The organism is Bradyrhizobium genosp. A (assembly GCF_049949275.1).
Classification (GTDB): domain Bacteria; phylum Pseudomonadota; class Alphaproteobacteria; order Rhizobiales; family Xanthobacteraceae; genus Bradyrhizobium.
On record NZ_CP188196.1, the window covers coordinates 3,933,656 to 3,958,086 of the forward strand.

Sequence of the window (24,431 nt, forward strand, 5' to 3'; positions counted from 1 at the left end):
CGGCGGTCAGGCGTCCCGGAGCAGCTCGGCCGCGAGCGCCCGGGTGACGGGGCGGCCGAGCCGCAGCGCCTCGCCGTCGAGTAGTTCCACAGCGCGCCGGGCCGCGGCCGACGATCGCTCCAGCCGGGTCGCGAGGTAGCTTACCACGCTTTCGTCCACCGAGAGCTGGCGGTCGGCGCAGAACTTGACGATCAGGCCGCGGAACAGCTGGTCGTCCGGCGGCGCGAGTGAAATCACGGGAATCGTTCGAAGCCGGGAGCGGAGGTCGCGGAGCTCGACCTCCACCGCCGCCGGTGCCTCGCGTCCGGTGAACAGCACATAGGCGTCGTCCTCGCGGGCGAGGTTCATCAGATGGAAGAGGGCGCGCTCGTCAAAATCCCCGGCCTTGAGATCCTCGACCACCAGCGCGCCGGTCGCGAGCGCGCCGGGGACGCTGGCTGCGGTCAACGCATTGGCCGAAGTGGAGCGGGCGCCGGCCTCCTCGGCCCAGATCGCGGCGAGATGGCTCTTGCCTGAGCCTTCGGGGCCGGCGAGCGACATGACCCGGTTCGGCCATTCCGGCCAGCCGTCGATCAGGGCGAGCCCGGCAGCATTGGCGGGGCCTTCGAGAAAATTGTCCCGGCTGAGGCTCTCCGCGTGCGGAAGCGAAAACGCCAATTGTCGGGGATGAACGCGGCCTGCCACGCTTGCTTTGCTCCGTGCCGGCGCGCCGGCTTTGCTTGATGAGATTCGGCATATCGGGCGGGAGTTGGCCTTTTGCGGGGCCGTATCCCAGCTCATTTGCCGTCGATCGTGCTCATGTGCCGTAGCCACTCGACGAGATAGAGTGACACCGAAGAGAGCGTGAACACCGTGACCAAGCCCATCAGGATCATATCATAGGGCGCCGCCTGGAAGCCGAAGGCAAGCGCGGCCAGCACCAGGGCCGCGTAGGCGACCTGAGCTGCTGTGTTTAGCTTGGATACTTTCGACGGCTTCATCTCGACCGGCTTGTCGAACAGCCAGGACACGATCACGGCGGTGACGATCATGATGTCGCGCGACACCACCAGGATCACGATCCAGCGCGGGATGTCGCCCCAGATGCCGAGCGACAGGTAAATCGAGACCAGCAGGGCCTTGTCGGCGAGCGGATCGAGCAGGGCGCCGAGCTCGCTCGCCATGTTGAACCGCTTGGCCAGGAAGCCGTCGACGGCGTCGCTGATGCCGGCGACCAGGAAGACGGCGAACGCGACCTCCATTTGGCTCGACACGATGGCCCAGACGATGATCGGGACCAGCATGATGCGGCCCAGCGTAATGATGTTCGGAATACTCACGCGGCGCTTCCCGGCACCCGGCCTGACCTCGAATCCGGCCCGTTTGGAGGCTGAACCGGTTGATATCTACATACTATAGGGTGGGCCGCCACGCTTGCCATTGCGCGTCCCCGGAATTCGACGTAACCAGCCGCAAACCCACTGGAAATCGGGCATGACCGACCGCAAAAACGGCCTCACTTACGCCGATTCAGGCGTCGATATCGACGCGGGCAACCGCCTGGTCGACCTGATCAAGCCGATGGTACGCGCCACCGCACGGCCCGGCGCCGACGCCGAGATCGGTGGATTCGGCGGCCTGTTCGACCTCAAGGCGGCCGGCTTCAAGGATCCCGTCCTGGTCGCGGCCACCGACGGCGTCGGCACCAAGGTCAAGATCGCGATCGAGACCGGCCTGCATGGCGGGATCGGCATCGACCTCGTTGCCATGAGCGTCAACGACCTCGTGGTGCAGGGCGCCGAGCCGCTGTTCTTTCTCGACTATTTTGCCTGCGGCAGGCTCGACCCGGAGGCAACGGCGGCGATCGTCGCCGGCGTCGCCGACGGCTGCCGCGAGTCCGGCTGCGCCCTGATCGGCGGCGAGACCGCCGAAATGCCCGGCCTCTACAAGAATGGCGACTATGATCTCGGCGGCTTTGCCGTCGGCGCCGCCGAGCGGGGCACGCTGTTGCCGCGCAAGGACATTGCCGCGGGCGACGCCGTGATCGGCCTGGCCTCGTCGGGCGTGCACTCCAACGGCTTCTCGCTGGTGCGCAAGATCGTGGAACAGTCCGGCATCGGCTTCGAGGCGCAGGCGCCGTTCGCGCCGGTGATGACGCTTGGCGGCGCGCTGCTGACGCCGACGCGGCTCTACGTCAAATCCTGCCTGCGGGCGATCCGCGAAACGGCTGCGGTGAAGGGCCTCGCCCACATCACCGGCGGCGGTTTCACCGACAACATTCCGCGCGTGCTGCCGAAGCATCTCGGCGTCGGCATCGATCTGGCGCGCCTGCCGGTGCTGCCGGTGTTCAAATGGCTTGCGGCGCAAGCCGGCATCGCCGAGCTCGAAATGCTCAGGACCTTCAATTGTGGCATCGGCATGATCGCGATTGTCGAGCCCGAGAAGGTCGACGAAGTTGTGCGGGTCTTCACCGATGCCGGCGAGACCGTGGCACAGCTCGGCACCGTGATCCCGGCCGAGGGCGAGCATCGCGTCGTCTATAACGGCCATCTCGACCTGGCGCTGTGATGAAGCGCCGCGTCGCCATCCTGATTTCCGGCCGTGGCTCCAACATGTCCGCGCTGATCAAGGCAGCGGCTACGGCGGATTTCCCGGCGGAGATTTCGCTCGTCATCTCGAACAAGGCCGATGCGCCTGGGCTCGAACGGGCCAAGGCGGCCGGCGTGAAAACGCAGGTGATCGAGAGCAAGCCGTTCGGCAAGGACCGCGCCGGCTTCGAGGCGATGCTGCAGGCCGCGCTCGACCAGCACGGCATCGAGCTGATTTGTTTGGGCGGCTTCATGCGCCTGTTCACCGCCGAATTCGCCAAGGCCTGGTACGGACGGATGCTCAATATCCATCCGTCACTGCTGCCGTCGTTCCCGGGCCTCGACCCGCATGGCCAAGCCTTGCGCGCCGGCGTCAAGCTGTCTGGCGCGACGGTGCACTTCGTCATCCCCGAGACCGACGCGGGTCCGATCGTGATGCAGGGTGCGGTGCCCGTCAGCGATCACGACACGGCCGATACCCTGTCGGAGCGCATCCTCGAAGTCGAGCATCGCATCTATCCTGCGGCGCTGGGCCTGCTTGCGACTGGCAAGGTCCGGATCGAGGGCGACGTGTGCAGGACGGAGGGCAGTTCGGCGTCGGAGAATTTTCTGGTTGCGCCTGTGGTCACCACCTGATGTCGCCCGACCAGGCTATGGCACTTGCTCAAGCCGAAGTGATGAAAGTCGGCATTGCCTGCGGCGATGATCTTGCGCTTGTTTCCGAGCAGACCCTTGAGGTCGCGGAAGGGTGGATATTCTTCTACAATACCCGAGAATATATCGAAACCGGCAACTCTAGTTCCCGACTTGCCGGAAACGGTCCCATACTTGTCGATCGGGCCGGGTGTGTTCATCACCTTCCGACTGCTACTCCCTGGGAAGACGCGCTTGCGCAATTTCGAAAATCCTCGATCTAGACCTCGCGAACTCCTCGCAAAACAAGGTTCCCTCGAACTCTTACTGCGTTGAAAACGGATCGAGCAACGATACGCCCGTCGCTGCGATATCGGCAATGTTGCGTGTCACCAATGTCAGGCTATGCACCTTGGCCGTGGCTGCGAGAAGGCTGTCAATGAGCGGCAGCGGATTGGGAATACCAAGGAGAGCCCAGGTCTCGGCGATGGTCTCATCGATTGGGAGAACCCGATCGGCAAGCCGGATCCTCATCTGCGAAAACCATCGGTCGAGAGATTTCGCCTGGAGCGGATCGCTTCGTCTTTTCAGTTCGATGCCCCGACGAATTTCGGCCAGAACCAGGACACTGGTCCCGATGTCTTCCGCTGAGGTCTGGTTAACCCATCGAATGACATTGGGGTCGGCGCGTTCGCGCTTGCGAATTTCTGAAATGACGTTCGTATCGATCAGAAACTTCACAAGTCGACTTCTCGCCAGCTGTCGCGCGGTGGCTGATCGAACACCCCGTCGAAGGCTTCATCGGGAAGCTCGGAACCAAAGACGTCAAACGCCGTCCTGACGTCAGGATTGAGGAGGGCGTTGGCAAGCGTCGATCGAAGTGCCGCGGCTCTCTCTGGTTTGTCGCGCAGGGTTTCGGCCAAAGCACGGATAAGGCTTGCGTCCTTTTTTGCGGCCTGGACTTCCACCCGCACAAGACCCCGCGCCGCAGCGCGGCGCCGATGGGTTCGGGTTGCCTTTCGTTGGGATTTGGTTGCCACGGCTCACCTCGATCTGAATGTCCGGTAATATAACCGGAAATTCAGAGGATGCAATGGAGAGATGACGTACAAACAAAATCCCCCGGCAGAGCCGGGGGCAACGTCATGATGATCTCTCGCACGTCGCTTTGAGAGAAATCAGGAGACCTTGAGGTTCTCCGCGGACGCTTTGCCGCGGTTCTCCACGAGGTCGTATTCAACCACCTGATTCTCATTCAGGGTCGAGAGTCCCGCACGTTCGACGGCCGAGATGTGGACGAACACGTCCTTATCGCTGCCGTTCGGCTTGATGAACCCATAGCCCTTGGTCGGGTTGAACCATTTGACGGTGCCCTTTTGTGGCATCGTTCGTCTCCTCCGCTAGATACAAAAAAGACGCGGCCGCTTTTCGCGTGCCACGCCACAAACGGGCTTCCGGAAGTCTGTTCGAGTCTTGAGTCTCAATGTCGCGAAACGCACAGCCGAGCGCCAATTCCGATTGTGTCTGATATTGCAACATGAAAATCGCGCGTTAGCAAGCCGTACGCGGATTTCAAGGCCGTGCCGGGCATCGCAATCCGCTATTTGCGACCTGTGGCAGCGGAACCACAACCGAGGGCAATAGCCTCCGTGATCGCCCGGCAAACGGTTGACCGTCCGTGGCAGTTCAGCACAAATCGCTGCACCTGCTCGCCGTTCGTGTTGCATTTTTGCGGGCCGCCTTTTTGCTTTGGGAAGTATCGTCATGCGCTGCGCCTTGCAGCCCTCCGGGCCACGGCAGACGATTGGGCTGGACTGTGTCCGCCGGATTGTGACGGCGATCACCATGGCCTTTGCAGTCATCGTGATGATGCCGGCGACATCAGGCCTTGCGCAGTCTCCGACGCCGACTGCGTCACCCACACCCACACCCACACCCACACCCACGCCGTCGCCGTCGCCGACCCCGGTGCCGGTCCCGACAGCCACAAATTACGATCCGTCGGTCGGCAACAGCACCCTCAATCTCGGTTCGGGATTTTTGGAACGCCTCGGCAACCAGGCCTCCGGCGGCGCCAATCGCGCGTTCCGTACCAATCCCGGCGGTGGCGGGGCCTCGGCGAGCACGGAGGATCCGCGCTACCGCACCTGGTACGAGGGCTACGGCGTTTCGGTCCGGACCGATCCGCAGGGCGATTTCGTCGGTGACAAGCGCAAGACGTTCGGCGGCGTCGCCGGTTTCGGTGCGCGGGTCGCGCCGGGCGTCAATCTCGGCTTCTCGGTCGACCAGAGCCACACCGACATTGACGTGCCGCTCGCGCTGCAGTCGGCGACGCTCGACCTGACCCAGATCGGCTTCAACGGCTCCGTCGACAAGGGACCGTGGACCTGGGCCTTTGCGGTGGTGCACGGTTTCGGCAAGGTCCACTCCAGCCGGGACACCGGCTTTGGCTTTGCGACGGCGGGCTATCGTGCGGCGGTCGACGGTGCGCTGACCGAGATCAGCTATTACTGGACCAAGGACCAGATGCGCATCGTGCCCAAGGGCGCGCTCGAATATGTGCGGGCCACCGGCGCGGCGTTCCAGGAGGCCGGCGGGCTCGATCCACTCAACGTCGGCTCAAGCGCGATTGCGCGCGCGCGGGTCATGATTGGCGCCGAGATCGGCCGATACTTCATCTTCGACCAGAAGATCCTGGACCTCTCAGCCTACGGCAAGTTCGTCGACAATTTCTATCAGGATCTGGGCTCGGTCCAGGTCAGCCTCGGGACCCAGAACATCGTCGTCCCCGGCATCGGCGAGAGCCGTTACGGCATGGACGCCGGCGCGTCTGCCTCACTCAGCCTGACCAACACCGCGCGGCTCTACGTCAATTACGACGGCAAGTTCCGCAACGAGCTGACGTCGCACCAGGGCACGATCGGCTTCGAATATCGGTGGTAAGGCGCGCTCAGTTTGGCGTCGCCGCGACATAGCCCGTCAATCCAAAGCCTTCGCGTGCGGCCGTCATCATCGGCACCAGCGCGTTCGGATGGATGAACTCGTCGCGGAAGCAGGGATGGGTCTTGGGGTCGAAGATCTTCTTCAGCCAGTCGACCACGATCTTGTGCCGCTCGGAGGCGCGGAACTCCTTGTGATAGGTGAGCCAGAGGTCGGCGTGGTGGCTGACGCCGAGGTCGACGGCGACGAGCGGCGCGCCAAGCGCGATCGACACCGTCGGCAGGAAGCCGATCCCGGCGCCGCGCTCGACCGCGTAGAGCACGCCGACGGACGAATTGGTCTTGATCCCGACGATACCTTCCAGCGATTTCAACCCGAGCACGCGGGCATAGGCGCCGTCGTCGACCTGCGGCGCGCTCTGCTTGATGATGCGGTGGCTCGGCAAATCGGCGAGCGTCGCCGGCACGCCGTAGAGGTCCGCATAGTCCCTGGAGACGAACGGATAGATGTGCAGCCGGCCGAGCTTGGCGACGATGAGGTCGGGATTGGTCGGCGGCTCGAGCTGGATCGCAATGTCCGACTCCAGCCGCGCGACGTCGGCCTGCTCCATCGCACAACGCAGGTCGACCGTGATCTTGCGATAGGTCTTCTGGAAATCGATCAGCCGCGGCAGGATCCAGAAATTGCCGGGGCCCTCCGTCACCGCGACGCGCACCGTCCCCGACGTATCGTTCGAGGATCGCGAGGCGCGGCGGAAGACGTTGAAGGCGTGACGCTCCATATGCGCGACGTCGGCAATCATCGCGGTGCCTTCGTCGCTGAGCGTGAGCCCGCTCTGGTCGCGCAGGAAAAGCTTGCAGCCGATGCTGTCTTCGAGCCGGTCGATCCGGCGCATCAATGTGGTGGAGGTGAGCCCGAGCTCTTCGGCCGCATTTCGGAAACTTTTAAATTTTGCGCAGGCTAAAAACAGTTTCAAATCATCCCATGACGCATTTAGCGCTTCTTCATGGTGCTGCATCATTGCAGCACCCCGGTGCAATACTTGCTGCATACTCCTGATCTCCTGCCGCTAAGCTTCTCCTGATAGCGGCGTACAAAACCCCTGAACGATAGAGGGACGACATGAGTATGGAAAGGGGCTCGTTTGCCGCAAGGCATGATTTCGATGCCTTGCCGCTCAGCCCCGACTTGGATGTCCATTGCGCGCAATTTGAGGAAATCGGCGCGCTTTCGGAAATGGCGCATCGGCTGGTGCCGGGCGTGCAGATCGGGGCGATGGAGCTTGCGAAATATTTCGCCTTCGATCCCGAGAGCATCCTGACGTTCACACGGAACGGCAATCTGCTCGGCGGCATGGCCTTCCTGTTTCTCAATGATCGCGGACATGATGCATTGCTGCTCGACGATATCTGTCTGACAGCGCCCGGGACGCGCTACCTCGCTGCCGCGAATGACGATGTTGCGGCGATCTACATCTGGGCGATGGCGGCGACCGGCCGTGGCATCGCCGGTCTCGGCAAGGCCGCGGCTCATCTCCGCCAGATAAGGTTTCGCGGCGCGGACTGCTATGCGCAGCCGTCAACCGTGGCCGGACGCGAAATCATGAAGGCTACGGGTTTCGCGCCCATTTCGAGCTTCCAGCCCGACCTCTGGTGTTACGAGCGCCCCTGGCACCGGGAGCCGATGCGCATGCCGGGCGCGATCATCCAAGCAAGGAGTTTTTCAGATGCACGGCACTAGGATTCCTCTCGCCAAGCCTGACTCCCGCGCGATCACCGTTCGCCTTGCGCGCGATCCGAGCGACCTCATGCTGGTCACGGCCATTCGCTCCGCGGTCTATCTCGCCGAGCAGGATTGTCCGTTCGATGAGGAGTTCGACGGCAACGACATGGTTGCCGCACATTTCATCGGCTATATCGGCAACGAGCCTGCGGGCTGTCTGCGGGTGCGCTTCTTCGGCGACTTCGCCAAGGTCGAGCGGCTTGCCGTGCGTCACCAATACCGGCGCTCGCGCATCTCGTTCAAGCTGGTGCAGGCCAGCGTCGACTATGTGAAGCGCAAGGGGTTCCGCAAGATCTATGGTCAGGCTCAGGACCGGCTGGTCGATTTCTGGGCTCATTTCGGCGCCAAGCCGCTCGGCCACAATCGCAAGATCACCTTCTCGGATTTCTCCTACACGGAAATGCTGCTGGAGATCGAACCGGGGCCGGACGCCATCACGCTGGACAGCGATCCCTACGTGATCATCCGTCCTGAGGGCGACTGGGACCGTCCGGGCGTGCTCGATGCCTCGGCGGGGCGGGCGGTGACATCGCCGCTGCGGGGCCTCGCGCTCGCCGACCGCTGAAACTGGTGCAACTCTGCGCAAGACGATGCTGGTCTCCATCCACGACGATCCGCTGGTCCTGGTCTGCGCGGACCTTCAGGTCGAATATCTGACCCCCGGGCGTCGCCACGTCATTCTCGATGGCGACGCCGCCACCTCGCGGTGCCTGGAATTGCTGACGCTGTGGCGCAGCAACCTCTGGCCGGTGATGCATTTGAAGCGCATCGCGCAGGCGGCGTGGTTCAATCCGTCATCCAGGCTGACCGATTGGATCGCGGAGACGAGGCCGCGTCCGGGCGAGATGACGTTCGAGCACCCATTGCCGTCGGCCTACAGCTCGTCGCGTTTCGTGGACTACATGTCCAGCATCCGCAATGTGCGCTACGTGGTAACAGGCTTTTCCCTCGACGAGACCATCCTGGCCACCGTCGTCGAGGGATTTCACCGCAGCCACCGCTATCAGGTGGTCGTCGATGCCGTGGCTTGCCGGCAGCCGGGAACGGGCGAGGCGGCCGCCTACAAACAGTCGGTGGTGAATGTCATCGCCAGCTTTGCTACACTCCAGTCCAGCGCCGAACTGATCAGAACCAGCGGCGCCGTCGCGGTCTGAGCGGGACGCGATCGGCGGATGGATGGGGTGGGTGGGACATTGTCTCGGGAGGACGAGTTCAAGGAGCTGGCGAGCGACCTGTCGCGTGCCATCGAGGCGGCGCGCCGGGTCGGTCTGCCCACGACGGTCTATCTGCTGTCGATGGCGCTGGTCGAGGTGAGGGAAGCCGCAGCAGGCGATGCGGGGAATGACGACGGCGCTGCCTGAGCGCGGTCTTGTGTGCGGCTTTGTGCATCGCTGCTGAGCGCTTGCTGCCGACGAATTGGCGTTGCAAGTTCTGTCTCATGGCAATAGCCAAGTGATGACGTGAGCCGCGCCGGCGACGTGACGACTTAAGGGATCCCGCAAATGTCCATGCTGCCCAATTCGCAAGAAGCCCGGGATGTGGCTTACCAGCTCCACGCCTACACCAACGCGCGCGCGCATCAGCAGGCCGGTCCGCTGGTGATTGAGCGCGGCGAGGGGCCCTACGTGTTCGATGCGTCGGGCAAGCGCTATTTCGAGGCGATGGCGGGCCTGTGGAGCGTCGGGCTCGGCTTCAACGAGAAGCGGCTGGTCGAGGCCGCGCACAAGCAGATGCAGGCGCTGCCGTTCTATCACACCTTCTCGGCCAAATCGCACGGGCCCTCGATCGACCTCGCCGAGAAGCTGGTGGCGCTCGCGCCGGTGCCGATGAGCAAGGTGTTCTTCACCAATTCCGGCTCGGAGGCGAACGACACCGTCCTCAAGCTGATCGCCTACCGCTCCAACGCGCTCGGCCAGCCGCAGCGCAAGAAGATCATCAGCCGCATGCGCGCCTATCACGGCGTCACCATTGCGTCGGCGAGCCTCACCGGCCTGCCCAACAACCACCGCTCGTTCGACCTGCCGCTGCCGAACATCCTGCACACGGGCTCGCCGCATTTCTACAAGGACGGCGCGCCCGGCGAGAGCGAGGAAGCCTTTGCGACGCGCCGGGCCGAGGAGCTCGACGCGCTGATCCAGAAGGAAGGGCCTGATACGATCGCGGCCTTCTTCGGTGAGCCGGTGATGGGGGCGGGCGGCGTCATCGTGCCGCCGGCAACCTATTGGGACAAGATCCAGAAGGTGCTGAACAAGTACGACATCCTGCTGGTTGCGGACGAGGTGATCTGCGGCTTCGGCCGCACCGGCAAGATGTTCGGCTGCGAGACCTACGGCATCAAGCCGGACGCGATCGTGGTCTCCAAGCAGATCACCTCGAGCTATTTCCCGCTGTCGGCGATCATCATGAACGACCGCATGTTCGAGCCGATCGCAGACGAGAGCAACAAGATCGGCGTGCTCGGTCACGGCTTTACCGCGGGCGGCCATCCGGTCGGCTCGGCGATTGCGCTCGAAAACCTCAAGATCATCGAGGAGCGCGGCCTGGTCGCGCATGCCGCCGAACTCGGCGGCTACATGCAGGGCAAGCTGCGCGAGCTCACCAGCCATCCGCTGGTCGGCGAGGTCCGCGGCGTCGGCATGATCGCAGCGATCGAGCTCGTGCTCGACAAGGGCCGCAAGAACGCAGCCGCGACGCCCGGTGCCGTCGGCGGCATGGCCAGCCGCATGCTGCAGGAGCGCGGCGTAATCTCGCGCAACATGCTGGACGCCATCGCCATCTGCCCGCCGCTGATCGTCACCAAGGCCCAGATCGACGAGCTGATCGCGGCGATCTCAGGCGTGCTCAACGACATGCAGCCGGAAGTGGCGAAGCTGCCGCCGGCTTAGTGAGGCATCAGAGATAGCCGACCCTCACCCTGAGGAGCGCGCTCTTTGCGCGCGTCTCGAAGGGCGAGGCCGAGGACCGGGCCTTCATCCTTCGAGACGCGCGTTCCGCGCTCCTCAGGATGAGGGATTGGCTCTGCCGGCGTTGAGAAGATCTCGCTGGCCAGGCTCCACCCGCGTCACCCCGATCACGCGGCCCTTCTCGATCGCCAGCGCCAGCTCGCCGCGCTTCAGCTTCAGCGCGTTGTCACCGAACAGCTCGCGGCGCCAGCCGCGCAGCGCCGGCACGTCGGCCTCGTCATCGGCCGCGATCTCCTCGAGATCATCGACGGTTGCGATCACCTTGCTCGCGACCGCATGCCGCTCGGCGGTCATGCGCAGCAGCACCTTCAGAAGCTCGACGGTCGCGGCACCATTGTTGTTGTTGCGCGGCTTCTCGAGCTTCGGCAGCGTGGAGTGATCCCGTGCCAGGCCGCGCTCGACCGCGGCGACGATGTCCGCGCCCCATTTGGACTTCTCAAAGCCCTTCGGCACCGAGCGAAGATGGGCGAGCTTCTCCAGCGTGTTCGGCGCGTGGGTGGCGATGTCGCTGACGGCTTCGTCGCGCAGCACGCGGCCGCGTGGCACGTCGCGGCTCTGCGCCTCCTGCTCGCGCCAGGCGGCGACCTCCATCAGGACCGCAAGGTCCTTCGGCTTGCGCACCCGCGTCTTCAGCCGCTCCCAGGCGCGCTCGGGGTGGAAGTCGTAGGTCTTGGGCGAGGTCAGAACCTCCATCTCGATGGAGACCCATTCGCTGCGGCGGCGCTTCTTCAAATCGGCGTCGAGGGCGGCGAAGACATCGCGTAAGTGAGTGACGTCGGAGACCGCGTAGTGCATCTGCTCCTTGGTCAGCGGACGGCGCGACCAGTCGGTGAAGCGATGGGTCTTGTCCGGGCGGTGGCCGGTGACCTTCTCGACCAGGGCATCATAGGCGATGCTTTCGCCATAGCCGAGCACCATGGCCGCGACCTGGGTGTCGAACACCGGATGCGGAATGATGTTGGCCTGGTGCCAGATGATCTCGATGTCCTGACGCGCGGCGTGAAACACCTTCAGCACGCTCTCGTTCGCCATCAGCTCGAAGAACGGCTTGAGGTCGATGCCCTCGGCCAGGGTGTCGATGACGATCGCTTCCTCGGGGCTGGCCATCTGCACCACGCACAACAGCGGGTAATAGGTGGTCTCGCGCAGGAATTCGGTATCGACCGTAATGACGGTGTGCTTGGCCAGCCGGCTGCAGGCAGCCGCGAGGTCAGCAGTGGTGGTAATCAAATCCATGAACGGCCCATGACACTTGCCATCAGCCGTTCTGCCGAAAGCGCTGTGATGTCAAGGGGCTCTAAGCGAATTCGAGCCTTGCATTCGGACCGGAATCGCTCTTACCGCCGAAATTCCTACTCGTAGCGGATCCGGTGCGAGGATTTGCGCGCGCAGGGCAGCGCCACCACGATCAGGCACATGCCAACCAGCGCCAACCCAAGGAACTCGAAAACCAGCAAATCCACGGCGGAAATCTCCAGAAACACCGTTAGATTTGTCGGCTGTGCGTTGAGGGTCTGTTAATTCTAATGGTTACCGGCGGCGGGGCGGGCCGGATGGTGGACGCGGGGTTAACGGTGCGCACAGGGGCCACCATCATGTCATCAGCTTCGGTAGGGCGGCGGCCAGGACATCCACGGCGGCGCGGACCTTTGGCGGCATCCGGGGCGAACGCGGCCATAGCGCGTGGCAGTCGTAGAGGAATTCGCCCTGGCGGCGGAAGAGACCGATCAGCGCGCCGGCGTCGAGGCGTTCGCGGATGAGCCAATAGGGCAACCAGGCGAGCCCCATGCCCTGCGCGGCCGCATCGGCGATGGCATCGAGATCATCGAGCCTCAGCCTGCCAGAAGGCATGATCTCGCGCGGCGGCTGGCCTGCTTGCGGAAACAGCCACGGCCGGACGCGCCCGGAGCGGCGATAAATGATCGCCTGGTGCGCGGAGAGATCGTCGAGCGTCTTCGGCTTGCCGTTGGCGCGCAAGTACGAGCGGGCGCCGCACACCACCATGCGCTGGCTCGCGATGCGTCGCGTGATCAGACCGGACTGGTCATCGAGATCGCCGGTCCGGATCGCGAGGTCATAGCCGGCCTCGATGATGTCAGCGATCGGGTCGCCGAACGAGAGGTCGAGCTCGAGATGCGGATACTTTCGCGCGAGCTTCATCAGCAAGGGAGCAATGCAGTGCCGTCCGAGCAGGGCGGGCATGGTCACCCGCAGCCTGCCGCGCGGCTCGGAGAGTTCGTTGGCGACGACCGCGTCGGCGGCCTCGGCTTCGTGGAGCACCGCACGGCAGCGCTCGTAATAGGCTTGCCCGGCGTCAGTCAGGCTCTGGCGGCGGGTGGTGCGGTTGAGGAGGCGGACGCCAAGGCGCTCTTCGAGGAAGCGCACATGCTTGCCGACCATCGGCCCTGATATCTCGAAGGCGTCGGCCGCGGCCGCGAACGAGCCGAGATCGACCGCCTTGACGAACACGGCCATACTGGTCAGGCGGTCCATGATTGAAAACTCCAGGTTTTGACTGTTCGCGTCTTCCTGCGATTTATCCGCTTCCGCAGGCGCGGCATAGCTCCATTCAGTTCAATTGTTTTGGAGTGGATCCAATGGCCCGAATCGTTCGCTTTCACCGGCATGGCGGCCCCGAAGTACTGGGCATCGAGAGCATCGACGTCGCGCCGCCGGCACGGGGCGAAGTGCAGATCCGGGTCAAGGCGCTCGGCCTCAATCGAGCGGAAGCCCTGTTGCGGAGGGGGACTTACATCGAGACCGCGACGTTTCCGTCCGGCCTTGGACTGGAGGCGGCGGGCATCGTCGAGGCTGTCGGAGAGGATGTTGCCGGCTTCGCGCCGGGCGACGCCGTCAGCATCGTGCCGCCGCTGTCGATGGTGCGATGGCCGGCCTATGCCGAGCTCGCGACGTTTCCCGCCCAGCTCGTCGTGAAGCATCCGCCCGAGCTGGATTTCGAGACGGCGGCTGCGGTGTGGATGCAATATCTCACGGCCTACGGTGCGTTGATCGACATCGCCGGACTGGCGCGAGGGGACGTCGTCGCCATCACGGCGGCGTCGAGTAGCGTTGGGCTCGCGGCCATTCAGATCGCCAACCGGATCGGGGCCGTTCCGATCGCCCTGACGCGGACCCCGGCCAAGCAGCGGGCGTTGCGCGATGCCGGCGCCGCACACGTCATCGCGTCGGCCGAACAGGATATCCGCGCGCGGCTGGAGGACATCGCCGGTGCAAGCGGCGTCCGTGTGGTGCTTGATGCGGTCGGCGGACCCGCGTTCGAGCCGCTGACCGCGGCGATGTCGCCGGGCGGCATCCTGATCGAATATGGCGGGTTGAGCCCGGAGCCGACGCCATTCCCGCTCTTCAACGTGCTGACCAAGAGCCTGGTCTTGCGCGGTTACCTCGTGCACGAGATCACCCGCGATCCCGCGCGACTCGCGAAGGCCAAGGCTTTCATCCTCGATGGGCTGGTGGACCGCACCTTGAAGCCGATCATCGCCCGAACGTTTCGGTTCGAGGACATCGTCGAGGCGCATCGCTTCCTGGAGTCGAACGAGCAGTTCGGCAAGATCGTGGTGACGATTTGAGATCGCGCTATCCCCAAACGCATTCGGCGCCCCGCATCGCGGAGCGCCGAAGTTCGTTTGTCGTTGGAGTTGGCCTTACGGCAGCTTCAGCGACGTCTCCGCATTGTACGGCTTGAGCGTCTCATCCGCAGCCTTCTGGGCGGCGACGAGGGCTTCCTTCGGCTGCTTCTTGCCGTTGAGAACCAGCATCACCTCGTCCTCGAGGTTCTTGCGCACCGGCACGGTCTTGTAGGTCGCAAACCACGGCTTGGCGACGTCGAGCTGCTCGACGGCGGTCTTGGCGTCCGGGTTCTTGTTGAGGAAGTCGATCATGTCAGGCGTCTTGTAGGCGGCCATGTTGGGCGCGAAATAGCCGGTCGCGCGGCTCCACCAGGCGCTCTTCTCGGGCGAGGTCATCCACTTGATCAGCGTCCAGGCGGCCTTCTGCTTGTCGGCTTCGACGCCCGCCGGAATGATCAGCGATGCGCCGCCGATCGGCACGGCGTTGCGGACGTTGCGCGGGATGAAGGCGACCTTGTAGTTGAACTTGGCGTTCTCGCGCACATAGGTCAGCGAGCCCGTCGACAGCATCATCATCGCGGCGTTGCCGGAGATGAAGGAGGTGCTGACGGCAGGTCCCGGCGTGGCGCCGGGCGTGTGAACCTTGTGCTTGTAGACGAGGTCGCTCCACCAGGTCAGTGCGCCCAGCATCGAGGGCGTGTCGTAATAGACCTCGCCGCCGAACTCCTCGTTGTAGTAGCGCCCGCCATTGCTCATGGTGAGCGTTTCCATCATCCAGCCGCAATAGTCATAGGCGCAGGGGATCGCGATGCCCCATTGCGTCACCTTGTCGCCTTCGCGCTTGGTGAGCTTCTTGGCCCAGTCGGTCAGCTCGGCCCAGGTCTGCGGCGGCTTGTTCGGATCGAGGCCGGCTTCCTTCGCCTTGTCCGCGTTGATGTAGAGCAGCGGCGTCGAATTGTGGAAGGGCACGCCGTAGACCGAGCGGTCGATCACCGCGTTGCCCTGCAGCGCCGGGAAGAACTGGCCGAGGAATTTTTCCTTGGTGCTGCCGTCGGCGGCGATCAGGCTGTCGAGATTGGTGAGCTCGTTCTCGATCTGCATGTCGAGCAGGAAGTTCGCCGACATGATCACGGCCGACGGCGGCTTGCCGGCCTTGATCGAGGCGCGCGTCTTGATCAGCGTGTCGTCATAGGAGCCGGTGTAGACCGCGGTCGCCTTGATGTCGGGGTGACCCTCATTGAACTCCTTGATCAGCGTGCCCATGTCGCGGGCGAGCTTGCCGTCGACGGGCACCGGGAAGAACAGGTCGATTTCGGTCGGACCTTCGGCCATCGCCGGGACGGCGAGGGCGCTCGCCATAGAACCTGCGATGGCGAGGCCGAGCATGAGCCTGCGGGAGAACAGCATCGAAAAATCTCCTATTTGATGCCTGAGGTGACGAAAGAGCTGATGAAACGCTTCTGGAAGATCAGGAAGGTGATGAGCAGCGGCGCGATCACCATCAGCGTGCCGGCGGCAATGGTGCCCCAGGCCTGCGTGCCTTCTGCGGTCGCGGTGAAGACGGAGAGGCCAACGGTGAGCGGTCGCTTGTCCGGCGAATTGATCACCATCAGCGGCCACAGGAAGTCGTTCCAGTGGCTGGTCACGGAGATGATCGCAAACGCCGAGAAGCTCGGGATCGACAGCGGCACATAGATGTGGCGGATGCGCTGGAACAGGCTGGCGCCGTCGATCAGGGCGGCGTCCTCGAGCTCGGTCGGAATGGCCTCGAACGCCTGGCGCATCAGGAAGGTGCCGAAGGCTGAGGCGAAGAACGGCATCATGACGCCGGCGAGCGTGTCGTAGAGGCCGAATTGCGCGACGATGCGCAAATTCGGCACGATCAGCAGCACCGGCACCAGCATCAGCTGCATCAGGAACAAATAGAAGATCAGCGTCTTGCCGGCGAAGTCGAGCCGCGCAAAGGCGAAGCCTGCGAGCGTGATGGTGAAGAACTGCACGAGCAGGATACCGGTGCAGATGATGGTGGTGTTGAGGAAGTAGCGCGGGAAGTCGCCGATCTCCCAGGCATCCCTGATATTGTCGAGCGTCGGCTTCAGGCTCGGCATCAGCTCGGCCATCAGGTTGATGCCGTCGGAGGCCGGGCGCAGCGTTGCCATGCCCATCCACAGGAACGGGATCAGCCAGGCGAGCGCGAGCAGCACGGTCAGCGCGAAGCCGAGTTTTGGCGTGATCTCGTTGCGCGTGGCGAGCGGGGCGCCCTTGTAGAGCTTGTCGATCAGCTTCATGCGCCGCCCTCGCGGTTGGCCATGGTGCGGAACGACAGCGCGGTGAGGGCCATCAAGGCGGCGAGCGTCAGCAGCGTTGCTGCCGAAGCCATGCCGATGTCGTAGTGCTCGACCGCCTGCTGGTAGATGTAGAACAGTACGAGATTGGTCGCGTTCGACGGCCCGCCCTTGGTCATGACGAAGACGTGGTCGACCTGCGTCACTGCGTTGAGCGTGGCGATCACGATGACGAACAGGAAGGTGGGCTTGAGCTCCGGCAGGATGATGTAGCGCAGCCGCATGAGGGGACCGGCGCCGTCGAGATGGGCTGCTTCCATCACGTCTTCCGGCACGGCCTGGAGGCCGGCGAGGAAGAACAGCATGTAATAGCCCGCGTTCTTCCAGATCGTGATGATCATGATCGCATAAAGCGCGATGTCGGGGTCGCCGAGCCAGTTCGGCAGCACCGGCAGCAGGCGGCCGATGTAGTAGTCGAGCAGGCCGACATTGGGCAGGAAGATAAAGAGAAACAGCGCGGACGCCGCGACCATCGGGATCAGCACCGGCAGGAACAGCGCAGCCCGCAGCGCGCTGGTTACGGCATTGGTCCGTGCCAGCGCCAGCGCGAACAGCAGCGCGAGGCCGATGCTCGGGACTGCGGTGCCGACGGCGTAGATGAGGTTGTTGATAACAGCGCCGGTGAAGGCGGGGTCCGCCAGCACTGCGGCGATATTGTCGAGGCCGACGAAGCGCAGCGGCGCCTTCGGCGTGGCGCGCTGATAGAGGGCGTCGATCAGCACGCGTCCCATCGCGCCATAGGTGAACAGCGCGAGGAAGATCAGCGACGGCAGCAGCAGCAGATAGGCCGGCAGCGAGGCTTTGAAGCGAGCGGTGAAGCGCGTCACGATGTGCAGGCGCGGCGGCGCCGATGCCGCGACCGGGAGAGCCGCGGGTTCAGCGAGGCTCATGTCACCGCGCCGGGAAATTGAGCGCATAGTCGCGGTCGTCCACTCCCGCAGGTGGCTCGAAGGGAAAGCGCAGACTGGTGTCGAGGAAGTCGTGGACGTGCGCGACGAGGTTTTGATCGTCGATCAGCACCACGCCGTAAGCCGGCGGCTCGTGGCTCGCGAGATGCGGCGCGTTGGCATCGAGCTCGAACCAGACCTGGTGGTTGGTGCCGCGCAGCGTCGAGAACGGGATCTTGCCGTAGCTGCCGAAGATCGGCCGGTGCACATGGCCGAAGAAGAGATGGCGGATGCGCGAACGATACGGCGCGATCACCTCGGCGAATTCGGCGCTTTGCTTCAGCGCGATCTCGTCCATCGCGTGCACGCCGACCGGGAAGGGTGGATGGTGCATGAACACGACGAACGGCATGTCGGCGGGCGCGGCGGCCAGCGTCTTCGCCAGCCAGTCGAAACGCCTGGCGCACATCTCGCCGGCATGGCTGGTCTCGTCCAGCGTGTCGAGGAAGACGAACAGGCCGTGCTCGGTGATGCGGGTGCCCTGCACAAAACCGTTGGGATCGCGCGGCGCGGCCTTCAGCCCGTCGAGGCAGGCCGCGCGCTTGTCGTGATTGCCGACCATGGCGATGTACGGCATTTTCAGTGCAGACATCGCATCCGCGAAATTGCCGTAGGATTCCGGCTCGCCCCAATGGGTGAGGTCACCGGTCACGACCGCAAACGCAGCATCCGGCTGGTGCGTGTTGATGTCGGCGATCGCAGCGTCGAGCCGGGCGCGCGGGTCGAGGCCATAGAGCTTCAGCCCGGGGTTCGCGAGATGCGTGTCGGTGATGTGGATGAATTTGAACGGCATGGCGCGCTTGTCAGGACTGTTGGAGGACGGGCGCCTCCGGCAAGACGGCCCTGACAGGCCGTTAGAGCGCGAGTGTTTCAGTTTGATGACAGCGGTTCCCGCGCCCCCGAATTCCACAGCCAGCGCGGGTGCGCGCGCTGGCCGGTCCGCATGCCTCACAAAAAATGTCGAAAACAACCCCATGCAAAGTAGCCGACGATGGCCGGCAGATGGTTTGCGCTTTTTTCGAAATCAATTGACACGTCGGGCAAAACACCAGCATGATGGCATCATCGGACAGCTGCGTAGGTTGGATTAGCCGAAGGCGTAATCCACCACCTGTAAGCCAATCTAAAGTTGTGCTATCTGACGCCGATGTCCGACTACAGCCGCGCATTCGTTCCCGGAGGATGCTGGTTCTTCACGGTGAACCTGCTCGATCGACGGAAAGCCCTGCTGACCGACCAGATCGAAATTTTACGCGAGGCGGTCGCCGCAACACGCCTGAGCCATGCGTTCGCGATTCAACGCATTTGTGGTCCTGCCCGATCATCTGCACGCAATTTGGATCATACCGCCGGGCAATTCCGATTTCTCGGTGCGCTGGCGGTTGATCAAGACTCGTTTTGCCAAAGCGCGTCCATCGACAGAGCGGCTAAGCGCGGTCCGTGCCGCGCGCAACGAACGCGGCATTTGGCAATGCCGGTTCTGGGAGCACCTGATCCGCAATGAGGCCGACTACGTGCGTCAGGTCGAGTATTGCTATTACAATCCCGTGAAACATGGATACGTGTCCAGGGTATGCGATTGGCCGTTTTCGTCGTTCCACCGGGATGTCCATGCCGGATTGTTTCCGCAGGATTGGGGCGGGGATTGCGAGCCGACAGACGAGTTCGGAGAGCGAGTGTAGGGTCGAATTGGTGGATTACGTCTGCGGCTAATCCACCCTACGAAGTCCGCGCCTGTCTAGCGTGGTGCTCCGACAAGAGATCGGCATTCGTATATCGTGTCTTGATTGAGCAAAATTCCGATGACGCGGGGGCATTGCTGCGATGTCGTTGTTTACGCGAAGAAATGTCGTTTTCGGACTGACCGGCGCGTCGGCCCTGTGCATTTGGGGAAGAAAAGAGATGATCGCGCCAGCGCTCAATGCCTTCGGTCAGGAGTTGGACTCGACGCGGGGGCATGCAATGCGCCTTGAAAGCAGCCGAGTACTTCCAACCGTCGGGTACGCAACGGGCGTAGTTTGGTCCGCGGACAGCAGCAGGCTAGCGGCGATCAGCAATTTCGGACAAAAAGTGACGGTATGGAGCGCTGACGGAACCCGTCTTGCTGAAATGAATCGTCGCAGAACGTATGTCGATAATTCGATTGCGTTCCTGTCCAATGAAATGGTGATCACCGCTGCCTCTCAAACAGAGGACGAATCTCTGGCGTTCTCGCTGTGGAGCGTATCAAAGGCGGGCATTGTCCGGAATGTTGCAGGGCCCGCCCCAGGAAAGCCCCCGCCCTACAACTCAGCGGAGATTTTTGAGGTCGCACCTGATGGAAAAATCGTCGCTGCAATCGCCTCGACTGGCAACGAAAGAGTTACAGTTTACTCCACGCAGGACTGGAACGTCCTGGCCAGCATCCCAGTCAGCGCACCGGGAGAGCTTGCAATAGCTTCGGCTTTAGCGTTTTCACCCGATAGCAACATTCTCGCCGTGGGGGTCGGCACTGGAGGGAAGGTGTCCGGGAAAGTCGAGCTCTTCGATTTGAACCAATTAAATCGGCCCCCCGTGGAAATCCCCGTTTACACCGGTGGACGAACGATCGGCGTCGGTTGCTTATCCTTCAGTCTCGATGGTCGTTTCCTAGCTACCGGAGCTGGCGCTCCGGCTTCACAGGGGCCCGCAGTCCCGGCGATCCAAATCTGGAGGCTCGCTGATCGCAGCCAGGTAGCTAGTTTTTCAAGCGTAGAAGAGTTATCGCCGGTGCGGCAGTTGGGCTGGCGTTCTGATGGTCGATTTCTGGTGGTAGCTGCGCGCGATCACGCCGTGCGGGTCTTTGCACAAGAGGTGCCGGAACAGCCGATCGCCACTAGTTCGCGTTACCGCAGTGTAAGCTCTGTAAACTTCTCGCCTGACGGTCGGCTCATTGCTGCGACGACCGATACCGCAATTACTATTTTTGCGCTTGTCCCCTGAGCTGGTTCTAACCAAATGGAATCATAGAATTACGGAGACACAGTCACCCTAATTCGGATTGTTTCCCGAGGATTGGGGCGGCGCATCCAAGGTCGTCGGCGAGTTCGGAGAGCGAGGATGAGGCGGCTGGTGGATTACGCCTTCGGCTAACTAATCCACCCTACGCACCGAGTTCGCCTCACGTCCCGCAGAACGTCTGCAGCACGCGCTGGTCCGGCAACGGCGGGTCCTGGTAGGCGGCGTACTCAGGCTGGTCCTCATACGGCTTCGCCAGCACCTTCACCAGCTCCTCGAACGGTGCGTAGTCGTCGTTGTTGACGGCGGCCTGGATCACGGCTTCGACGCGGTGGTTGCGTGGGATGAAGGCGGGGTTGACGGCGTACATGGCGGCTTGCCGCTCGGCGGCGGATTGCGGCTCCAGGGCGATGCGTTCGTGCCAGCGCTTGGCCCATTCATCAAAGGCCGCGGGGTCCATGAACTGGGCGCGCGCGTCGTCCGCTGCCGGATCGCCGGCGGCGTCACCGAGCTTGCGGAAGGTGAGGGTGAAGTCGGCGCCATTCTTCGCCATCGCATCCAAGAGGTCCTGGATCAGGGTCTCGTCGCCGTCGCGCTCCGTGAACAGGCCGATCTTCTTGCGCAGGCCGGCCTGATAGGCGTCGCTGAAGCTATCCGGGAATGCGCCCAAAATTTCCTGTGCTTGCTCGATCGCCTTCTCCTGCTCTTCTCCGAACAGCGGCAGCAGGCATTCGGCGAGCCGCGTCAGATTCCACAGCGCAATGCGCGGCTGGTTGGCGTAGGCGTAGCGGCCCATCTCGTCGATCGACGAAAAGACTTGCGCGGGATTGTAGGCATCCATGAAAGCGCAGGGGCCGTAGTCGATGGTCTCGCCCGAGATGGAAGAGTTGTCGGTGTTCATCACGCCGTGGATGAAGCCGACCAGGAGCCAGCGTGCGACCAGATCGGCCTGGCGCGCCACGACGCCGGCGAGCAGCGCGTGATAGGGCCGCTCCGCACGAAGCAGGTCCGGATAGTGGCGAGCGATGACGTGATCGGCGAGCCGACGAATGGCGTCGGTGTCGCGGCGCACGGCAAAGAACTGGAAGGTGCCGACCCGGATATGGCTCGCGGCAACGCGCGTCAGCACCGCGCCGGGCAGCGCGGTCTCGCGGATGACGTGCTCGCCGGTGACGACGGCGGCGAGCGAGCGCGTGGTCGGGATGCCCAATGCGTACATCGCCTCGCTGACGATGTATTCACGTAAGACCGGCCCGAGCGCGGCGCGGCCGTCGCCGCGGCGGGAGAACGGGGTCGGGCCCGAGCCCTTGAGCTGGATGTCGCGGCGGATGCCATCTCTGTCGATGACCTCGCCGAGCAGGATGGCGCGACCGTCGCCGAGCTGCGGCACGAAATGCCCGAACTGATGGCCGGCATAGGCCATGGCAATGGGATCGGCGCCGGCCGGAACCGTCTTTCCGGCCAAGATTTCGGCGCCTTCCGGGGTCTCCAGCAGGTCGGGATCGAGCCCGAGCTGGACCGCCAAAGGCCGGTTCAGCTTGATCAGCCGGGGTGCGGATACGGGCGTCGGTGCGACGCGGGCAAAGAAGCTGTCCGGCAGCGCCGAATACGAGTTCTGGAAGGGGAAATGGACCGTCATGACCTTAAAGATAGGCGGGGAACGCCGGATGGCAAACGGAGGGGCCCGGATTGGGCAAAAATGGACGCCCTCGGGCCCAAAACAGCCCGTTCCCTTGGTTGCCGCCCCGTTCCTCGTCGGGTAAACCCTGCCGCAACTTCGGACCGGCTGGCACAGTCGTCCGATTCGACCCCTCAGACATCATTTTGGGACGACCATGCATCGCTACCGGTCACATACATGCGGCGCGCTCCGCGAGAGCAACATCGGCGAGACGATCCGCCTCTCGGGCTGGGTCCATCGCGTGCGCGACCATGGCGGCGTGCTGTTCATCGACCTGCGCGACCATTACGGCCTGACCCAGTGCGTGGTCGACCCGGACTCGCCGGCGTTCGCGCTGGCCGAAAAGCTGCGCTCGGAATTCGTGGTCAAGATGGACGGCAAGGTCCGCCGCCGCCCCGACGGCACCGACAATGACGATCTGCCGACCGGCAAGATCGAGATATATGTCAGCGAGATCGAGGTGCTGGGCCCGGCCGGCGACCTGCCGCTGCCGGTGTTCGGCGACCAGGAATATCCCGAAGACATCCGCCTGAAATACCGCTTCCTCGACCTGCGCCGCGAGAAGCTGCACCAGAACATCATGACGCGCGTCGAGATCATCAAGTCGATGCGTCGGCGCATGGAGGGGCAGGGCTTCTTCGAGTTCAACACGCCGATCCTGACCGCGTCCTCGCCGGAAGGCGCGCGCGACTTCCTGGTGCCCTCGCGCATCCATCCCGGCAAATTCTACGCGCTGCCGCAGGCGCCGCAGCAATACAAGCAGCTGCTGATGATGTCCGGCTTCGACCGCTACTTCCAGATCGCGCCGTGCTTCCGCGACGAAGACCCGCGCGCCGACCGTCTGCCCGGCGAGTTCTACCAGCTCGACGTCGAGATGAGCTTTGTCACGCAGGAAGACGTCTTCGCGGCAATGGAGCCCGTCATCACCGGCGTGTTCGAGGAGTTCGCCAAGGGCAAGCCGGTGAGCAAGAACTGGCGCCGGATTCCGTTCGCCGAGGCGCTGCGCAAATACGGCAGCGACAAGCCGGACCTGCGCAACCCGATCGAGATGCAGGACGTCTCCGAGCACTTCCGCGGCTCCGGCTTCAAGGTGTTCGCGCGCATGCTCGAAGACCCCAAGAACCAGGTCTGGGCGATCCCGGCGCCGGGCGGCGGCAGCCGCGCCTTCTGCGACCGCATGAATTCGTGGGCGCAGGGCGAAGGCCAGCCTGGTCTCGGCTACATTATGTGGCGCGAGGGCGGCGAGGGTGCAGGTCCCCTTGCGAACAACATCGGGCCGGAGCGTACCGCTGCGATCCGCGCGCAGATCGGCGTCAAGGAAGGCGATGCCGCCTTCTTCGTCGCCGGCGATCCCGACAAGTTCTGGAAGTTTTCAGGGTTGGCCCGCAACAAGGTCGGCGAGGAATTGAACCTCACCGACAAGGAGCGGTTCGAGCTCGCCTGGATCGTCGACTTCCCGATGTACGAGTACAACGAGGACGACAAGAAGGTCGACTTCTCGCACAACCCGTTCTCGATGCCGCAAGGCGGCCTCGATGCGCTCAGGGGCCAGGACCCCCTGACCATCAAGGCGTTCCAGTACGACATCACCTGCAACGGCTATGAGATCGCCTCGGGCGGCATCCGCAACCACGTGCCTGAGGCGATGGTGAAGGCGTTCGAGATCGCAGGTTACGGCGAGCAGGAAGTGGTCGACCGCTTCGGCGGCATGTACCGCGCCTTCCAGTACGGCGCGCCGCCGCATGGCGGCATGGCGGCGGGCGTCGACCGTATCGTGATGCTGCTCTGTGGCACCACGAATCTGCGCGAGATCTCGCTGTTCCCGATGAACCAGCAGGCCATGGACCTGCTGATGGGCGCGCCGTCGGAAGCCACCACCAAGCAGCTCCGCGAGCTGCATGTGCGGGTGAACCTGCCGCAGAAGTGATGGGCTCGTGCCTCTCCCCGCACGCGGCCCCACAAGGGGAGAGGCTGCGGTGCCTCCACATCGTCATTGCGAGCGCAGCGAAG

At 63.5% G+C, this 24,431-nt stretch carries 25 protein-coding genes and 1 pseudogene; 13 read left to right on the plus strand and 13 right to left on the minus strand.

Translation table 11 applies throughout. From position 1 onward, the window contains the following. Nucleotides 1-6 precede the first annotated feature (6 nt). Together ACP2YP_RS18105 and ACP2YP_RS18110 are read right to left on the minus strand one after the other, a co-directional pair. Nucleotides 7-684 (minus strand): chromosomal replication initiator DnaA, encoded by a 678-nt coding sequence (locus ACP2YP_RS18105; RefSeq protein ID WP_426425759.1) that lies wholly within the window; start codon nt 682-684, stop codon nt 7-9. Between the two features lie 92 nt (nt 685-776). Next, entirely contained in the window at nt 777-1,319 is a 543-nt protein-coding gene (locus tag ACP2YP_RS18110; protein WP_426425760.1) for a CDP-alcohol phosphatidyltransferase family protein, read from the minus strand. A gap of 154 nt (nt 1,320-1,473) precedes the next feature. On the opposite strand from ACP2YP_RS18110, the gene purM reads away from it, so the two are divergent. Genes purM through ACP2YP_RS18125 form a run of 3 tightly spaced genes read left to right on the plus strand, consistent with a single transcriptional unit; the run spans nt 1,474 to nt 3,484 of the window. Continuing rightward, entirely contained in the window at nt 1,474-2,547 is a 1,074-nt protein-coding gene (gene purM / locus ACP2YP_RS18115) for a phosphoribosylformylglycinamidine cyclo-ligase (protein ID WP_426425761.1), read from the plus strand. Beyond that, nucleotides 2,547-3,203: a phosphoribosylglycinamide formyltransferase gene (purN, locus tag ACP2YP_RS18120; RefSeq protein ID WP_426425762.1), complete on the plus strand. Its 657-nt coding sequence runs from the start codon at nt 2,547-2,549 to the stop codon at nt 3,201-3,203. The genes purM and purN overlap by 1 nt, the downstream gene beginning before the upstream one ends. Then, complete coding sequence (locus ACP2YP_RS18125) at nt 3,203-3,484, plus strand: YrhB domain-containing protein (protein ID WP_426425763.1); 282 nt, start codon at nt 3,203-3,205, stop codon at nt 3,482-3,484. Before purN ends, ACP2YP_RS18125 begins: the two co-directional genes overlap by 1 nt. Before the next feature lie 40 nt (nt 3,485-3,524). Here ACP2YP_RS18125 and ACP2YP_RS18130 read toward each other — a convergent pair whose 3' ends face one another. From ACP2YP_RS18130 to ACP2YP_RS18140, 3 genes are all read right to left on the minus strand, one after another. After that, nucleotides 3,525-3,941, minus strand: coding sequence for a type II toxin-antitoxin system VapC family toxin (locus ACP2YP_RS18130; protein ID WP_426425764.1), 417 nt, complete (start codon nt 3,939-3,941; stop codon nt 3,525-3,527). Beyond that, nucleotides 3,938-4,240, minus strand: coding sequence for a hypothetical protein (locus ACP2YP_RS18135; RefSeq protein WP_426425765.1), 303 nt, complete (start codon nt 4,238-4,240; stop codon nt 3,938-3,940). The genes ACP2YP_RS18130 and ACP2YP_RS18135 overlap by 4 nt, the downstream gene beginning before the upstream one ends. Nucleotides 4,241-4,378: 138 nt before the next feature. Then, a complete protein-coding gene (locus ACP2YP_RS18140; protein ID WP_007591938.1) occupies nt 4,379-4,585 on the minus strand; it encodes a cold-shock protein in 207 nt (68 codons plus the stop codon). Between the two features lie 379 nt (nt 4,586-4,964). Here ACP2YP_RS18140 and ACP2YP_RS18145 point away from each other — a divergent pair, with 379 nt between their 5' ends. After that, nucleotides 4,965-6,143, plus strand: coding sequence for an autotransporter outer membrane beta-barrel domain-containing protein (locus ACP2YP_RS18145; RefSeq protein ID WP_426425766.1), 1,179 nt, complete (start codon nt 4,965-4,967; stop codon nt 6,141-6,143). Between the two features lie 7 nt (nt 6,144-6,150). On the opposite strand, the gene ACP2YP_RS18150 is transcribed toward ACP2YP_RS18145, so the two are convergent. Then, complete coding sequence (locus ACP2YP_RS18150) at nt 6,151-7,191, minus strand: LysR family transcriptional regulator (RefSeq protein ID WP_426425767.1); 1,041 nt, start codon at nt 7,189-7,191, stop codon at nt 6,151-6,153. A 71-nt stretch (nt 7,192-7,262) separates the two neighbouring features. On the opposite strand from ACP2YP_RS18150, the gene ACP2YP_RS18155 reads away from it, so the two are divergent. From ACP2YP_RS18155 to ACP2YP_RS18175, 5 genes are all read left to right on the plus strand, one after another. Next, the gene (locus tag ACP2YP_RS18155; protein WP_426425768.1) at nt 7,263-7,880 is read left to right on the plus strand and encodes a hypothetical protein; all 618 of its coding nucleotides are present in this window, start codon (nt 7,263-7,265) and stop codon (nt 7,878-7,880) included. Then, nucleotides 7,867-8,487, plus strand: a complete 621-nt coding sequence (locus ACP2YP_RS18160; RefSeq protein WP_426425770.1) for a GNAT family N-acetyltransferase — start codon at nt 7,867-7,869, stop codon at nt 8,485-8,487. Before ACP2YP_RS18155 ends, ACP2YP_RS18160 begins: the two co-directional genes overlap by 14 nt. A 25-nt stretch (nt 8,488-8,512) precedes the next feature. Next, a complete protein-coding gene (locus ACP2YP_RS18165; protein WP_426425771.1) occupies nt 8,513-9,076 on the plus strand; it encodes an isochorismatase family protein in 564 nt (187 codons plus the stop codon). A gap of 27 nt (nt 9,077-9,103) precedes the next feature. Then, nucleotides 9,104-9,283 carry a hypothetical protein gene (locus tag ACP2YP_RS18170; RefSeq protein ID WP_426426491.1) on the plus strand — a complete coding sequence of 60 codons (180 nt, stop codon included), beginning with the start codon at nt 9,104-9,106 and terminating at the stop codon, nt 9,281-9,283. A 141-nt stretch (nt 9,284-9,424) separates the two neighbouring features. Next, entirely contained in the window at nt 9,425-10,807 is a 1,383-nt protein-coding gene (locus tag ACP2YP_RS18175; protein WP_426425772.1) for an aspartate aminotransferase family protein, read from the plus strand. Nucleotides 10,808-10,921: 114 nt separating this feature from the next. On the opposite strand, the gene rnd is transcribed toward ACP2YP_RS18175, so the two are convergent. Together rnd and ACP2YP_RS18185 are read right to left on the minus strand one after the other, a co-directional pair. After that, nucleotides 10,922-12,121 carry a ribonuclease D gene (rnd, locus tag ACP2YP_RS18180; RefSeq protein ID WP_426425773.1) on the minus strand — a complete coding sequence of 400 codons (1,200 nt, stop codon included), beginning with the start codon at nt 12,119-12,121 and terminating at the stop codon, nt 10,922-10,924. Nucleotides 12,122-12,478: 357 nt separating this feature from the next. Next, nucleotides 12,479-13,378 carry a LysR family transcriptional regulator gene (locus ACP2YP_RS18185; RefSeq protein ID WP_426425774.1) on the minus strand — a complete coding sequence of 300 codons (900 nt, stop codon included), beginning with the start codon at nt 13,376-13,378 and terminating at the stop codon, nt 12,479-12,481. Nucleotides 13,379-13,482: 104 nt separating this feature from the next. Between ACP2YP_RS18185 and ACP2YP_RS18190 the strand changes: the two genes are divergently transcribed. After that, a complete protein-coding gene (locus tag ACP2YP_RS18190; protein ID WP_426425775.1) occupies nt 13,483-14,472 on the plus strand; it encodes a zinc-dependent alcohol dehydrogenase family protein in 990 nt (329 codons plus the stop codon). Nucleotides 14,473-14,547: 75 nt separating this feature from the next. Here ACP2YP_RS18190 and ACP2YP_RS18195 read toward each other — a convergent pair whose 3' ends face one another. The 4 genes from ACP2YP_RS18195 to ACP2YP_RS18210 are packed head-to-tail and all read right to left on the minus strand — an operon-like array spanning nt 14,548 to nt 18,557. Then, nucleotides 14,548-15,879 carry an ABC transporter substrate-binding protein gene (locus ACP2YP_RS18195; RefSeq protein ID WP_426425776.1) on the minus strand — a complete coding sequence of 444 codons (1,332 nt, stop codon included), beginning with the start codon at nt 15,877-15,879 and terminating at the stop codon, nt 14,548-14,550. Nucleotides 15,880-15,890: 11 nt separating this feature from the next. Next, the gene (locus ACP2YP_RS18200) at nt 15,891-16,760 is read right to left on the minus strand and encodes a carbohydrate ABC transporter permease (protein ID WP_426425777.1); all 870 of its coding nucleotides are present in this window, start codon (nt 16,758-16,760) and stop codon (nt 15,891-15,893) included. Next, complete coding sequence (locus tag ACP2YP_RS18205; protein WP_426425779.1) at nt 16,757-17,707, minus strand: carbohydrate ABC transporter permease; 951 nt, start codon at nt 17,705-17,707, stop codon at nt 16,757-16,759. The genes ACP2YP_RS18200 and ACP2YP_RS18205 overlap by 4 nt, the downstream gene beginning before the upstream one ends. Before the next feature lies 1 nt (nt 17,708). Further along, nucleotides 17,709-18,557, minus strand: a complete 849-nt coding sequence (locus tag ACP2YP_RS18210; protein WP_426425780.1) for a phosphodiesterase — start codon at nt 18,555-18,557, stop codon at nt 17,709-17,711. 354 nt (nt 18,558-18,911) lie between these two features. Here ACP2YP_RS18210 and ACP2YP_RS18215 point away from each other — a divergent pair. Continuing rightward, a pseudogene (locus ACP2YP_RS18215) lies at nt 18,912-19,446 on the plus strand (REP-associated tyrosine transposase). A gap of 220 nt (nt 19,447-19,666) precedes the next feature. Then, on the plus strand, nt 19,667-20,725 hold the full coding sequence (locus ACP2YP_RS18220; protein WP_426425782.1) for a WD40 repeat domain-containing protein: 1,059 nt from the start codon (nt 19,667-19,669) through the stop codon (nt 20,723-20,725). Nucleotides 20,726-20,903: 178 nt separating this feature from the next. Here ACP2YP_RS18220 and ACP2YP_RS18225 read toward each other — a convergent pair whose 3' ends face one another. After that, nucleotides 20,904-22,379, minus strand: coding sequence for a protein adenylyltransferase SelO (locus ACP2YP_RS18225; RefSeq protein ID WP_426425783.1), 1,476 nt, complete (start codon nt 22,377-22,379; stop codon nt 20,904-20,906). Between the two features lie 196 nt (nt 22,380-22,575). On the opposite strand from ACP2YP_RS18225, the gene aspS reads away from it, so the two are divergent. Next, complete coding sequence (gene aspS, locus ACP2YP_RS18230) at nt 22,576-24,348, plus strand: aspartate--tRNA ligase (RefSeq protein ID WP_426425784.1); 1,773 nt, start codon at nt 22,576-22,578, stop codon at nt 24,346-24,348. Nucleotides 24,349-24,431 lie beyond the last annotated feature (83 nt).

What these genes read in the sequence shown, in the direction of transcription:
- purM (WP_426425761.1), top strand. Translation starts at nt 1,474, where the DNA reads ATGACCGACCGCAAAAACGGCCTCACTTACGCCGATTCAGGCGTCGAT.
- purN (WP_426425762.1), top strand. Translation starts at nt 2,547, where the DNA reads ATGAAGCGCCGCGTCGCCATCCTGATTTCCGGCCGTGGCTCCAACATG.
- ACP2YP_RS18125 (WP_426425763.1), top strand. Translation starts at nt 3,203, where the DNA reads ATGTCGCCCGACCAGGCTATGGCACTTGCTCAAGCCGAAGTGATGAAA.
- ACP2YP_RS18140 (WP_007591938.1), bottom strand. Translation starts at nt 4,585, where the DNA reads ATGCCACAAAAGGGCACCGTCAAATGGTTCAACCCGACCAAGGGCTAT.
- ACP2YP_RS18145 (WP_426425766.1), top strand. Translation starts at nt 4,965, where the DNA reads ATGCGCTGCGCCTTGCAGCCCTCCGGGCCACGGCAGACGATTGGGCTG.
- ACP2YP_RS18150 (WP_426425767.1), bottom strand. Translation starts at nt 7,191, where the DNA reads ATGCAGCAAGTATTGCACCGGGGTGCTGCAATGATGCAGCACCATGAA.
- ACP2YP_RS18155 (WP_426425768.1), top strand. Translation starts at nt 7,263, where the DNA reads ATGAGTATGGAAAGGGGCTCGTTTGCCGCAAGGCATGATTTCGATGCC.
- ACP2YP_RS18160 (WP_426425770.1), top strand. Translation starts at nt 7,867, where the DNA reads ATGCACGGCACTAGGATTCCTCTCGCCAAGCCTGACTCCCGCGCGATC.
- ACP2YP_RS18165 (WP_426425771.1), top strand. Translation starts at nt 8,513, where the DNA reads ATGCTGGTCTCCATCCACGACGATCCGCTGGTCCTGGTCTGCGCGGAC.
- ACP2YP_RS18175 (WP_426425772.1), top strand. Translation starts at nt 9,425, where the DNA reads ATGTCCATGCTGCCCAATTCGCAAGAAGCCCGGGATGTGGCTTACCAG.
- rnd (WP_426425773.1), bottom strand. Translation starts at nt 12,121, where the DNA reads ATGGATTTGATTACCACCACTGCTGACCTCGCGGCTGCCTGCAGCCGG.
- ACP2YP_RS18185 (WP_426425774.1), bottom strand. Translation starts at nt 13,378, where the DNA reads ATGGACCGCCTGACCAGTATGGCCGTGTTCGTCAAGGCGGTCGATCTC.
- ACP2YP_RS18190 (WP_426425775.1), top strand. Translation starts at nt 13,483, where the DNA reads ATGGCCCGAATCGTTCGCTTTCACCGGCATGGCGGCCCCGAAGTACTG.
- ACP2YP_RS18195 (WP_426425776.1), bottom strand. Translation starts at nt 15,879, where the DNA reads ATGCTGTTCTCCCGCAGGCTCATGCTCGGCCTCGCCATCGCAGGTTCT.
- ACP2YP_RS18200 (WP_426425777.1), bottom strand. Translation starts at nt 16,760, where the DNA reads ATGAAGCTGATCGACAAGCTCTACAAGGGCGCCCCGCTCGCCACGCGC.
- ACP2YP_RS18205 (WP_426425779.1), bottom strand. Translation starts at nt 17,707, where the DNA reads ATGAGCCTCGCTGAACCCGCGGCTCTCCCGGTCGCGGCATCGGCGCCG.
- ACP2YP_RS18210 (WP_426425780.1), bottom strand. Translation starts at nt 18,557, where the DNA reads ATGCCGTTCAAATTCATCCACATCACCGACACGCATCTCGCGAACCCC.
- ACP2YP_RS18220 (WP_426425782.1), top strand. Translation starts at nt 19,667, where the DNA reads ATGATCGCGCCAGCGCTCAATGCCTTCGGTCAGGAGTTGGACTCGACG.
- ACP2YP_RS18225 (WP_426425783.1), bottom strand. Translation starts at nt 22,379, where the DNA reads ATGACGGTCCATTTCCCCTTCCAGAACTCGTATTCGGCGCTGCCGGAC.
- aspS (WP_426425784.1), top strand. Translation starts at nt 22,576, where the DNA reads ATGCATCGCTACCGGTCACATACATGCGGCGCGCTCCGCGAGAGCAAC.